Source organism: Insulibacter thermoxylanivorax (genome assembly GCF_015472005.1).
GTDB classification, from domain to species: Bacteria; Bacillota; Bacilli; order Paenibacillales; family DA-C8; genus Insulibacter; species Insulibacter thermoxylanivorax.
In genome coordinates, this window is record NZ_BMAQ01000006.1 from 106,091 (window position 1) to 118,401 (window position 12,311).

Genomic DNA, 12,311 nt, shown 5'->3' on the forward strand with positions numbered 1-12,311 from the left:
ATGCGAAGCTCGATTAATATGCGCGTGCAAAAACTACGGTATGCTTCGCCTGTTCTTCGCAGACCAGGCACTTGCTCTTGTGCTCATCGACGATGAATGGAATATTGCGGCTTGTCGCCTTCGTCTCAAGCTTCACCTGATGCTCGCATGCCTCCGATCCGCACCAGCCTGCATATACGAAGCCTCGTTTCTCCGTGAACAGCTCCTTCAGCTCATCCAGGGTGTCCACTGAGTAGGTGTGTTCCTTCATGAAGGCAAGGGCGCGGTTAAACATCTCCTGCTGGATCTCTTCTAAGGTGCGCTGCACTTCTACGAGCAGGTCTTCCTGCTTCACCGTCCGCTTCTCGCCGAGACGGGTTGCCAGCACGACTTGTCCGTTCTCGAGATCCCGCGGCCCCAGTTCGATGCGGAGCGGTACACCGCGCATCTCATACTCGTTGAACTTCCAGCCGGGGCTTAAGTCAGGACGATCATCCACCCGCACGCGAATGCCGGCTTGTTTCAGAAGTTCATAGTATTCGTCCGTCTTCGCCAGCACCTGCTCCCTCGTCTTCTGCGGGCCAATTGGGATCATGATCACCTGGGTCGGCGCAACTTTAGGCGGCAGAGCCAGTCCTTTGTCATCGCCGTGAACCATGATCAAGGCGCCGATCAGACGCGTGCTGACACCCCAGGAGGTGGTATGCACATATTGATGCTTATTCTCCCGATCGAGATATTTGATCTCGAAGGCTTCTGCAAAGTTCGTTCCAAGGTAATGGCTTGTTCCAGCTTGCACCGCTTTGCCGTCCTTCATCATCGCTTCGATCGAATAGGTATCTACGGCACCGGCAAACTTCTCCGACGGCGTCTTCTGGCCGACGATTACCGGGATGGCCAGCACATTCTCGACGAAGTCCCGATAGATCTCCAACATCCGCATCGTCTCTTCGCGCGCCTCTGCTTCCGTCTCATGGGCCGTATGCCCTTCCTGCCAGAGGAACTCACTGGTTCTGAGGAACGGCAGCGTCCGTTTCTCCCAGCGGACGACGTTCGCCCATTGGTTGATCAGAAGCGGCAGATCGCGATAGGAATTGATCCACTTAGCATACATATGACCGATCATCGTCTCCGATGTCGGGCGAATCGCCAGTCTCTCTTCCAGTTTCTCTCCGCCGGCTTCCGTTACCCAAGGCAGTTCCGGGTTAAATCCTTCGACGTGCTCCTTCTCCTTCTGGAAGAAACTCTCCGGAATGAACAGCGGGAAGTAGGCATTGCGATGTCCTGTCTCCTTAAAACGGCGGTCCAGTTCGCGCTGACATAGTTCCCAGATCTCATATCCGTCCGGCTTGAAGACCATGCAGCCGCGCACCGGCGCATAGTCCATAAGGTCAGCCTTGCGGATCACATCGATATACCAAGCTGAAAAATCCTCACTCTGCGGAGTGATGAACGACTTCTCTTTCGCTTCTTTACTCACCCGTTTCACCTCTCGCTATCTCTGAAATAACGCTATGATATCGTAATAAGTGACTGCGATCATCAGCAGGAACAAAGCTGAAAAACCAATCAGATGAACGAGGCTCTCCCGTTCCTGAGAGATCGGCTTGCCGCGCACACCTTCGACGGCGAGGAAGATCAGCCTGCTTCCATCCAAGGCTGGGACCGGCAAGAGATTGAAGATGCCAAGGTATAAGCTGAGCACCGAAGTCCACAGAATCAGCGTCGTCAGTCCTGCTTGTGCTGCCTGTCCCGTTGTCCGTGCGATATCGACGGGACCGCCGAGATCTTCCAGCTTCACTTCCAACGTAACGAGTTTCTGAAGACCGATGAAGATCTGCTCTGTCCAATAGACCACCTGGTTCCAAGTGCCGGAAGCAGCTTCGACCAGGGTAGGCCGGCGATAATCATAGGTCAGTCCGATATAGACCCCTGCCTTGGCCGACTCACCGTCCGTAATCTGAGGCGTTACCGTGAGCTCTATGATCTCTCCGTCCCGCAGCACTTGCCAAGTCATCGGTTTATTCTCGGAAGCGCTGATCATACGGGTCATGCGCTCGCTGTCCTCGCCCAACGTCTCACCGTTGACCTTCACGATCTGATCTCCGGCGCGAACGCCTGCTTCTGCTGCCGGCGACCCCTCGATCACATCGGCGATGACCAGTTTGCCTGTACCTTCAACGGGCACGCCCAGCATGAATACATATACCGTAAACAATACCAGAGCAAGAACGAAGTTCATCAGCGGTCCGCCGAAGATCGTCATCATCCTCTGACCGACGCTCTTGCTCATAAACTGCCGATTAAGCGGTGCGATCTGGTTCTCTTGATTGCGGGCGACGATCATCGCCTTCGGATCGATCTCATATCGCGTCACATCGCCCTTGCTGTCAAGCTCCACATGAAGATCCCGTTCGATGTCCAGTTTAACGACCTCGCCTTGCGTTAGATGCGAATAGCGATCCAATTGATCCAGATAGATATGGGTGACGATCCCATCCTTCAGCCGCAGAGCAATCGTCTGTCCCGGATTGATCTGTATGAGTTCGGGATCTTCACCGGCCATTCTAGCGAAACCACCGAAGGGAAGCAGGCGGAAGGCATATTTGGTCTCGCCCTTCTTAAAGGACAGCAGCTTCGGACCGAAGCCGATGGCGAACTCTCTTACGAGAATCCCCGCACGTTTGGCAAAGAACATATGCCCCCATTCATGGATCCCTATGATCACGAAGAACACGAGAATCGTGTACAGGATAGTCGTTAACAGGTTCAAAACATCTACTCCTCCTTCGCGGAATAACCGGACAACATCATGTCGCTCTTAGATTAACATTATTCACAGCATTTATTCAAGAGAACCGTTGGTCGGATTCGAGTGATGCTTGATCTTCCACGGGATTATGGCGATGAGTGACGATCACATGATCTTCGCTTGATGCTGATCAGATCCTCACATGACGCTAACGGAACTGCAGTACCTTATTTGAGACAAAAAACGTTTCTCCCCATCCTAACGGAACGTCATTCCCTTATTCTCATAGAAACCGCCGATTTTACCTTAGTTCTAAGCAAAATAACGTATCCACGTTCCGTTAGCTCGGCAAATTCCGGCATTTTCGGGATAATAACGAACCCACGTTCCGTCAGCTTCACCCCAAGCCTGATCTTAAAACGCTCCGCGTTACCTGCCTCTGTCCAAATCTCGCTCACGCAAACAGGCGGCGGGCTTCCATACGCGCCCATTCATCGGCGGATAAGATCTCCTCCAGCTCCGGACGGGCGATCACTGTATGCCTGTTCATCACCTCAGCGATGATGTCTTCGATCTGAAGGAAGGAGATCTGTCCTTGCAGGAAACGTTCCACGGCAATCTCATTGGCAGCATTGAAGACCGTCGGCATCGTACCGCCGCATCTTCCTGCATCATAGGCCATGCGGATGCAGGGGAAACGCTCTTCATCCATCTCATAGAAATGAAGCTTGCCCGCACGGACCAGATCCAGCGATTGGAACGGGCCGGACTTACGCTGCGGGTAAGTTAGTGCATATTGGATCGGCACGCGCATGTCCGGCAGGCCCATCTGGGCGATGATGCTCGTGTCGACGAATTCAACCATCGAATGGATGATGCTCTCAGGATGGATCACCACCTCGATCTGGTCATAGGCAAGCCCGAACAGCCAATGGGCTTCGATCACCTCGAGCCCCTTGTTCACCATCGTCGCAGAATCGACGGTAATCTTGGCACCCATCGACCAGTTCGGGTGCTGCAAGGCTTCTTCCACCTTCACATCGACCAGCTCTTCCCGCGAACGGCCGCGGAACGCACCGCCGGATGCCGTCAGGATGATCTTCTTCACCTCTCGCCGCTCTCCACCATTCAGACATTGGAAGATAGCAGAATGCTCGCTGTCAATCGGAATGATCGGCACCCGTTTCTTCCTTGCAGACTCCATGACGAGGTGACCGGCGCTGATCAGGGTCTCCTTGTTCGCCAGTCCAATGGCAATACCTGCATCGATCGCAGCCAGAGTGGGCGAAAGCCCCCTCGCACCGATGATCGCAGTGATCAGCATATCCGCTCCGGCATGGGCTGCCACTTGCAGGAGTCCATGCTCGCCATGTTCAATCTCTACCTTATATCCGAGCCCGCTTGATATGAGTTCTTCACGAAGCTCTGCCGCGCTCTCCTCATCGATGCAAGAGACAAGTCGCGGGCGAAACCGCTTGACCTGTTCGGCAAGCAAAGCGGTATTACGCCCGGCAGCTAATGCAACGACTTCGTATTCGTCGGGATGAGCGGCGATGACATCCAAGGTCTGTGTGCCGATCGAACCCGTCGATCCGAGAATCGCTATTCGTTTCTTCACGCAAGTTCTCTCCTTATCTACAGCTCACTAACTGCGGCAAACCTGCAGTCAAATCCGCGACATTCTGCAGCATCTGAAGCTGCGCAATCCGTCACCATATCCTATCTCAGACATGCTATTACAAGCCGCGTCCATGCCTAGACTACAACAAGCCTAAGAGGTGAATCGCAGGGAAGACGATGAGCCAGCTGTCTACTCGATCCAGGATGCCTCCGTGGCCAGGAAACAGCTTGCCGGAATCCTTCACTCCTTGCAGGCGTTTATAGGCGCTTTGGATCAGATCGCCAAGCTGCCCGAGGACTGCGATGAACGCACCAAGCAGCATGGCTTGTCCAGCACCGATCCAATCTGGATTGAACAGGGCGAATCCAAACGCGAACAACACCGCGACGGCGATCCCGCCGATCGCTCCTTCGATGGTCTTCTTCGGGCTGATCTTCGGTGCCAGCTTGTGTCTTCCGAGCAGCATACCGGAAAAATACGCTCCGCTGTCCGTAAGCCAAATGCAGCCGAAGATGAAGAGGGACCAAAGCAATCCGTCCTCCGGCAGCATCCTCGTGACAATCATATATCGAAAACCATAGCCTATGTACAGGACTCCAACCAGCAGAACCGCGATGCGATGCAGATTCGTCCTATGATGAAAGAATACTGTCATCAGAAGCAAGATGAATACGGTGAACCATATGTATGTACGATCGCTGAATGGAATATCCGGCCACATCAAATCAAGAGGCAAGGTCAGCCCGATCACCGCTATGTAACCTGCGTATACGCCGCTTCCCAATCCCTGGATTCGATTCATTCGCGCGAACTCATAGAAACCGATCGCAGCCATCAACGCGATGAGCAGTTGATACGCATACCCGCCCCATACCAACATCCCGACAAAGACGAGTACGGCGATCACGCCGGTAATGATTCTCTGCTTCAACGCATCACTCCCCCATCTTCCATACTGCGATATCCCCGCTGTACTTTGCTGTGCATGTTGCCGATATATGATGCAGCTTCGATGGATATAACCCGTATATTGCAAATTGTGTTAATCCTATCGCGCATAATGATATACCGTATATCGCAACTCGTGATAACATGTCTATTGCATCTTGATCTATCGATATCCTGCAATTCGTTATAATCCGATGTACGCAGTCAAATGCAGCGATACATAGCGATACATTCAGAACGATCCCATAAACCGATCGACACAGCAAAGGGATTAAGTAACCAATCCTCCATACCGTCGAACCCGCTGTTGATAGATCCGAATCGCTTCATAGAAGTGTTCTTTCGTGTAGGCCGGCCAGTATACATCGGTGAAGACAAATTCCGTATAGGCGCATTGCCACAGCATAAAATTACTGATGCGAATCTCACCGCTGGTTCGGATCAGGAGATCCGGGTCAGGCAGCTCGCTCGACAGCAGACGTTCCGTGATATGCCGATCCTCCAGATCCTTGGGATCGATGATCCCGGCTTGCACATCCTCCGCGATTTTCCTCACCGCTTCTACAATCTCTCGCCTGCTCCCGTAATTTAAGGCGAAGTTCAACACGAGGCCCGTATTGTTCTTCGTGCTTTCAATCGCTGTTTCAACGGCTTCTAAGGTATGTGCCGGAAGACCATCGGTCCAGCCCATCATGCGGACTTGGACGTTGTTTGCGATGAGCTCATCCAGTTCGATCGCCAGGAACTCCTGCGGCAGCCGCATGAGGAAGTCGACTTCTTCCTTCGGTCTCTTCCAGTTTTCCGTAGAAAATGCGTACATCGTCAAATACTTAATACCAAGCTCATTGGCAGCGAGCGTGATATTCTTCACGGTCTTCATTCCGGATTGATGACCAGCGATTCTAGGCAGGCCCCGCTGTTTCGCCCATCGTCCGTTGCCATCCATGATAATCGCGACGTGCTGCGGGATGTTATCGGGAGACACGGAGGATTGTCGAGCTGCTGCGCGGGGTTGGCTTTTTTTGAACCAATCGAACATGGATCCTTCCCCCATGATAAGATCTAGACCGGCTTTAGGTTACCCCACCGAAGAAGCGGTGGGGTGAACGGTTAGATGTCCATGATTTCTTTTTCCTTAGCCGCTAGTACTTTATCGATTTCTGCGATATATTTGTCCGTCAGTTTCTGCACTTCATCTTGATAGCGGCGGGATTCGTCTTCGGAGATCGAGTCTTTCTCCAGCTTCTTGATCTCATCGTTGGCATCGCGGCGAATGTTGCGCACAGCAACCTTCGCATCCTCGCCGTATTTTCTGGTCAGCTTGACCAGTTCCGTACGGCGTTCTGCCGTAAGCGGCGGAATGTTGATGCGGATCACCGACCCGTCATTCACCGGTGTCAGACCGAGATCCGATTTCATGATCGCTTTTTCGATTTCGCCGATCGAACTCTTATCCCAAGGCTGAATCATAAGCGTACGCGGATCCGGTACAGAGATGTTGGCCAACTGATTGATCGGTGTCGGAGTACCATAGTAATCTGCTTGGATGCGTTCCAACAGCGACGGAGTTGCGCGTCCGGCGCGAAGCGAGCCCAATTCCCGCTTTAGGGCTGCAATGGCTTTTTCCATGCGTTCCCTAGCGTCCTGCATTACCGATTGTGGCATTAGACAACACTCCCTCTTACGATCGTTCCGATTTTTTCTCCTAGCACAGCTCTTCTGATATTGCCTTTCTCCGTGATGGAGAATACGATGAGCGGTATATTGTTATCCATGCACAAGGATGAGGCTGTGGAGTCCATCACTCCGAGTCCCTTGTTCAGCACATCTAGATATGTAAGCTCATCATACTTCTCAGCATCTTTGTACTTGAAGGGATCTGCTGAGTATACACCGTCAACCTTGTTCTTCGCCATCAAGATCACTTCTGCCTCGATCTCAGCGGCGCGCAGAGCAGCTGTGGTATCCGTAGAGAAGTAAGGATTCCCCGTTCCGCTCGCGAAGATGACGACGCGTCCTTTCTCCAGATGGCGGATCGCTCGGCGACGAATATAGGGTTCTGCAATCTGCTGCATGGCGATTGAAGTCTGTACGCGCGTAGGTACGCCAATCTTCTCGAGGGCATCTTGGAGCGCCAGTGAATTCATCACCGTCGCCAGCATTCCCATATAATCAGCCGTCGCCCGGTCGATGCCTTGCTCGCTGCCGGAGATTCCTCTCCAGATATTGCCGCCACCGACCACTATCGCGACTTCCACATTGAGTTCCACCACTTCTTTGATCTGTTCAGCGATCGAAGCGATCGTCTGTGCTTCGATGCCGTATCCAACTTGGCCAGACAGAGCTTCACCGCTCAATTTTAGTACGACCCGTTTGTATACAGGCTGCTGACCCACCAATAGATCCCTCCGTTTCTCTTTGCCACTTCTATACTCGAATTCGAAGGATTTTCTTGCGATGATTGTATCTCTTTATAAAGAAAGGAACACGCGGGTGTTCCAATCTCTCATCGGTTCATTGCTGTTTTACTTGCGCCATAACTTCTTCGACAAAGTTATCTTCCTTCTTCTCCAAACCTTCGCCAAGCTCGAAGCGCGCGAAACGGCGGATCGTGATGTTCTCGCCGATCTGAGCGATCATCGAGTTGAGCAGCTGACCAATGGTTAGATCCGGATCCTTGATGAAGGATTGCTCAAGCAAGCAAACCTCTTCATAATACTTAGCCATACGGCCTTCCACCATCTTGTCAACGATCTTCTCCGGCTTGCCTTCGTTCAATGCCTGTGCACGAAGAATCTCGCGCTCCTTGTTCAACTCTTCTTCCGGAACTTCGTCCTTGCTCACATACTTCGGAGCTGCAGCAGCGATCTGCATCGCGATATCGCGGACAAATTGCTTGAAGTTATCGGTCTTCGCTACGAAGTCTGTCTCACAGTTCACCTCGACGAGTACACCGATGCGGCCTTCACCGTGGATGTAGGATTCAACCAAACCTTCGGTAGCCAGACGACCTGCCTTCTTAGCCGCTGCGGACAATCCCTTCTCGCGAAGGATCTTCATCGCTTGCTCCATATCACCTTGCGCTTCCTCAAGCGCCTTCTTGCAATCGAGCATACCTGCTCCTGTCTTCTCGCGTAGCTCCTTAACTTGGGCTGCTGTTACTGCCATCTTAATCATAGCCTCCTTAAAGTTCAATGACTCATCAGATCGTTAAGTTAGCGTGTATACTCTCCCAAAAAAAGGGCGGTGATAGGTTTATACAACCTTCAAACCACCCTTTGTTCGCTTGTTCCTATTCCTTATGCGGACGTTTCTTCGCCTTGACGCGCTTCGACAACGGCATCGGCGATCTTCGATGTGAGCAGTTTCACCGCGCGGATCGCGTCATCGTTGCCTGGGATCACGTAGTCGATCTCGTCCGGATCACAGTTCGTATCGACGATCGCGATGATCGGGATACCAAGCTTGCGAGCTTCCGAAACGGCGATGCGCTCTTTGCGCGGGTCGATGACGAAGAGTGCGTCCGGCAATTGCTTCATATTCTTAATGCCGCCGAGGAATTTCTCCAGGCGCTCTTTTTCCTTGCGCAGGATGATTACTTCCTTCTTCGGCAGAAGTTCGAAAGTGCCGTCCTCTTCCATGCGCTCCAGTTCATGCAGACGCGCGATGCGCTTCTGGATCGTCTGGAAGTTGGTCAGTGTACCGCCAAGCCAGCGTTGGTTGATCCAGAACATGCCGCAGCGTTCTGCTTCTTCTCTAACAGAATCCTGCGCCTGCTTCTTCGTGCCCACGAAGAGAATCGTACCGCCTGATGCTGCAAGAGATTTTACGTAGTTGTAAGCTTCTTCTACTTTCTTAACTGTCTTCTGGAGATCGATGATATAGATCCCGTTGCGTTCGGTGAAGATGTACTTTTCCATCTTAGGGTTCCAGCGGCGAGTCTGGTGACCGAAGTGCACCCCAGCCTCGAGCAGCTGTTTCATGGAAATCACTGCCATCTTCACGCACCTCCTTATATTGGTTTTGTGTGTTGCCCTCCGCCCGTGTCATCTCCTGCCAGAACTCCCTTATGGAAGCACCGTTGGTCAGGATTCACAAGCGTGTGTTCTTAACACCGTCAATTAATATACCATAATCATGAACTCCTATGCAACTACAAGAAATGCCGAGCATCTCCCTCATAACGCCCGGCCCATTCATTCTTTATTGTATAACATCTTCGCCATCTGCATATTCGTCCTGGGCTATACACCACCGGCATCTTCATCTGCAGCATATGCCGGGTCTTCACCTTCAGCAGATTCATCTTGTGCTGCTGTAACGCGTACACCGCTTGTCAGCACATCCAGCAGCTCAGCAAACGTCGGATCGTTCATAAATTCATAATATCCCGGCTGGATGCTGCGTTCATCCGGAAGATCTGCTGCTGCAGTGAGGAAAGCCTCCTGCGCATCCAGGAGCTTCGCTTGCGTTAAGAGTTCCGCGATCTCCTCGAGATTCATCTCAGGGGGAATATAGATACTGCGAATCGTGCGATCATAGGCGATGGTTATCTTCTCATATTCGGAGACCAGACGATATCCATAGCGCGCCGCCGCTTCTTGCAAGGCTGCCTCATCGAGCATCTCAGGGCTTGCACCGAAAGTCAGCAGGCGGATTAGGAGCGCGCCGGTGATCAAGCCGCTCCCTAATCCGAGCCAATAGATCGACTTCTTATTCAATGTTCACCGCCCCCTGCGTCGGCTAGCTGCAGGATGAAACGAACTTCGCTGGGATTCATCCCCGTCTCCTTGACGATCTGGCTAGTTGTCAGCCCCCGTTCCTTCAGCTCCAACAGCTGCCTGAACCGGTCCTGAAAGCTCTCTGCAGCTTGTGCTTCGGCCTGTATATCGGTACTTGCACCGGTCTTAGATGCTGCCGCCGGCTTCAGTCCGTCCCCATGCTGTGCAGCCCCATCCTCCAGCACCTTGATGCGTTCTTCCAATCTGCGCAAGCGATCCAGCCATAGCGCGCGTTCCTTCTGCTGCTCCTGCTTAAATTGCACGAGCTGATCGAGCACCTCTTGGTTGCTTGCTTCGATCTCCTCAACGTGTTGGTCCAGCACCTGTTCCAGATCGTGGAGCAAGGCGGGATGTTGATCGGGTGCGGCGTATTTCTTCCGAAAGATCCAAGTATAGACGATGATGACGCAGCCGAGCAGGGCAACGATCTGCCACGCTTCCACCCGGCACCCACTCCTTATAGTGATAGATCGATATGTTTCCCTTTGTATGGATGTACGGATTGCACAGCCTTGCGATCCGCGGATGTTTCCCTGCGGCCGCGCTGCTGCCGGCCGCTGTCATCCCGCTCCTCGCTGCCTTCATCTTCACCAATCATCCGCGTGTGTGCTTCATCGACTTCGGTGCTGCGCTTCAACTGCATCTCAGCTTGCTTCGCTGTCTGCATCGCGAGCATATTCTGGTCGTAAGCAGGCTTCTGAGCGAGTTGATGCTGGATGTTGCCCGCGTCGTTCACCCGCGGCAGAGCGATCTGCATCTCGATGGATCTGAGCGTCATATCCGCCACTCCTTCACATCATGTTATGGCCTGCATCGTGATCTCGCCGTCTTCATAGCGGAATACCACATGCTGTGCGGCATCCTTGATGAAGCGGGTGTATCGGCCGATGACGATCTTCGATCCTCCGTAGATCACACCGCCGACTTCAACTTTTGCAAGGTCTGCGTTCTCTATGATGTGTTCCAACTCTTGGATGCGCTCTCTTGAGATCGCTTGCTGTTCGCGCAGCTGCCGTCTGGTCCGCTGGAACTTGCTAAGCAGCTCCTGCTTATCAGGCGGAAGCGGCGCTCCTGAAGCCATCTGTTCTAAGATTTTTAAGCCTTTTTCGGTCTTATCCAGATTCTCTGATAACGTTCGCATGTTCTTATAAAGTTCATTCAGTTCATTGCGCACTTCCGGCATGACGCCGACTTCGATGGAAGTGGGGGTATGGGTCATATTCCCGATCGTCCTGGCGATGACGGCCTCTCCTGCCTGGACGATCCCGCCGACGATGAGACCCTTGGCGCCGTTGCAGATCACGGCTCTGCCCGCACGAACATTGGAGTGCATGATACTCTGATTGACGATCAGATCTTCTCCAGCTTCCACATTGGCATCCTGGATGAAGGAACAGCGGATCGATTTAGCGGCTTTGACTATACCTTTGTTGTGTGCAACGATGCCCTCACCGATCTCGATCGAGCCGGCTGCGATGATCTCCGCCCCTTCCACGCTTCCTGTGATCCGGATATCTCCTTCAGCCTTCACTTTAAAGCCGGAGATCACATTCCCGCGAACGACCACATTGCCTACGAAGTCGATATTGCCGCTGCGATAGTCCACGTCTCCATTGACTTCGAATACTGGGAAGACATTCACCTTATCCTGTTCGGTAAAGGTGACCATCCCATCGATCACCGCGTACATCCGCATGAGGTTATCATCAACTACCACGTTCTTGCCTGGTTTCAGATAGGCTTCCTTCACTTTAGGAGGGGGGATGGGCTCCCCAGTTACGCCTTTGCCGGGTATACCATCTACTGCTTCTATGCGCTGTGCGATCACTTGACCTTTCTTGACGTTATTGATCCTCCTTACATCGCGATAATCGACTCGCCCGTCATCCAACACCTGGGGCCGGGGGGAATCGTCTTCCTTCTGAAAGAGATATTCGATCCTGCCGTCTACACCGGGTTCCGGAGGATCCCCCTGGGCTACGACCAGCGGCCGGGTGTAGGCAGTCGGGTTGGCGGCGAACCTGGCCAGTTGATCGTCCATGATGCCGTGTTTGATCCCGTTTGCGCGCAAGAGTTGGCGGAGCTGTTCGATGTCATACGGGCCAAGATCCTCCTTGCCGGTATAAGCGATAGAAGCAGACAGCTTATCCGCCGAGATGGTAACCGCGATCAAGTTGACGCTAGGGTTAAGCGCCTCATTCATCTTCATCCCCCCTGATTACTGACAGGT

The 12,311-nt window shown here is 52.8% G+C and carries 13 protein-coding genes; all 13 read right to left on the minus strand.

Going from position 1 to position 12,311, the window contains the following annotated elements; translation table 11 throughout:
• Positions 1-13: 13 nt before the first annotated feature.
• Positions 14-1,459 carry a proline--tRNA ligase gene (gene proS / locus PRECH8_RS04860; protein ID WP_200965968.1) on the minus strand — a complete coding sequence of 482 codons (1,446 nt, stop codon included), beginning with the start codon at positions 1,457-1,459 and terminating at the stop codon, positions 14-16.
• A gap of 15 nt (positions 1,460-1,474) precedes the next feature.
• Entirely contained in the window at positions 1,475-2,752 is a 1,278-nt protein-coding gene (rseP, locus tag PRECH8_RS04865) for an RIP metalloprotease RseP (RefSeq protein ID WP_200965969.1), read from the minus strand.
• A gap of 433 nt (positions 2,753-3,185) precedes the next feature.
• Positions 3,186-4,349, minus strand: a complete 1,164-nt coding sequence (locus PRECH8_RS04870) for a 1-deoxy-D-xylulose-5-phosphate reductoisomerase (protein WP_200965970.1) — start codon at positions 4,347-4,349, stop codon at positions 3,186-3,188.
• A 142-nt stretch (positions 4,350-4,491) separates the two neighbouring features.
• Entirely contained in the window at positions 4,492-5,283 is a 792-nt protein-coding gene (locus tag PRECH8_RS04875; RefSeq protein WP_200965971.1) for a phosphatidate cytidylyltransferase, read from the minus strand.
• A gap of 288 nt (positions 5,284-5,571) precedes the next feature.
• Positions 5,572-6,339: an undecaprenyl pyrophosphate synthase gene (gene uppS / locus PRECH8_RS04880; protein WP_200966084.1), complete on the minus strand. Its 768-nt coding sequence runs from the start codon at positions 6,337-6,339 to the stop codon at positions 5,572-5,574.
• A gap of 71 nt (positions 6,340-6,410) precedes the next feature.
• Positions 6,411-6,965 carry a ribosome recycling factor gene (frr, locus tag PRECH8_RS04885; RefSeq protein WP_200965972.1) on the minus strand — a complete coding sequence of 185 codons (555 nt, stop codon included), beginning with the start codon at positions 6,963-6,965 and terminating at the stop codon, positions 6,411-6,413.
• Entirely contained in the window at positions 6,965-7,696 is a 732-nt protein-coding gene (pyrH, locus tag PRECH8_RS04890; protein WP_200965973.1) for a UMP kinase, read from the minus strand. Before pyrH ends, frr begins: the two co-directional genes overlap by 1 nt.
• Before the next feature lie 118 nt (positions 7,697-7,814).
• On the minus strand, positions 7,815-8,477 hold the full coding sequence (tsf, locus tag PRECH8_RS04895) for a translation elongation factor Ts (protein WP_371871176.1): 663 nt from the start codon (positions 8,475-8,477) through the stop codon (positions 7,815-7,817).
• 122 nt (positions 8,478-8,599) lie between these two features.
• Positions 8,600-9,298 (minus strand): 30S ribosomal protein S2, encoded by a 699-nt coding sequence (gene rpsB / locus PRECH8_RS04900; RefSeq protein ID WP_200965975.1) that lies wholly within the window; start codon positions 9,296-9,298, stop codon positions 8,600-8,602.
• A 246-nt stretch (positions 9,299-9,544) separates the two neighbouring features.
• Positions 9,545-10,021: an endolytic transglycosylase MltG gene (locus PRECH8_RS04905; RefSeq protein ID WP_200965976.1), complete on the minus strand. Its 477-nt coding sequence runs from the start codon at positions 10,019-10,021 to the stop codon at positions 9,545-9,547.
• On the minus strand, positions 10,018-10,524 hold the full coding sequence (locus tag PRECH8_RS04910) for a hypothetical protein (protein WP_200965977.1): 507 nt from the start codon (positions 10,522-10,524) through the stop codon (positions 10,018-10,020). Before PRECH8_RS04910 ends, PRECH8_RS04905 begins: the two co-directional genes overlap by 4 nt.
• Positions 10,525-10,538: 14 nt before the next feature.
• Positions 10,539-10,859 (minus strand): hypothetical protein, encoded by a 321-nt coding sequence (locus tag PRECH8_RS04915; protein ID WP_200965978.1) that lies wholly within the window; start codon positions 10,857-10,859, stop codon positions 10,539-10,541.
• An 18-nt stretch (positions 10,860-10,877) separates the two neighbouring features.
• Positions 10,878-12,284: a flagellar assembly protein A gene (locus PRECH8_RS04920; protein WP_200965979.1), complete on the minus strand. Its 1,407-nt coding sequence runs from the start codon at positions 12,282-12,284 to the stop codon at positions 10,878-10,880.
• Positions 12,285-12,311: the final 27 nt, after the last annotated feature.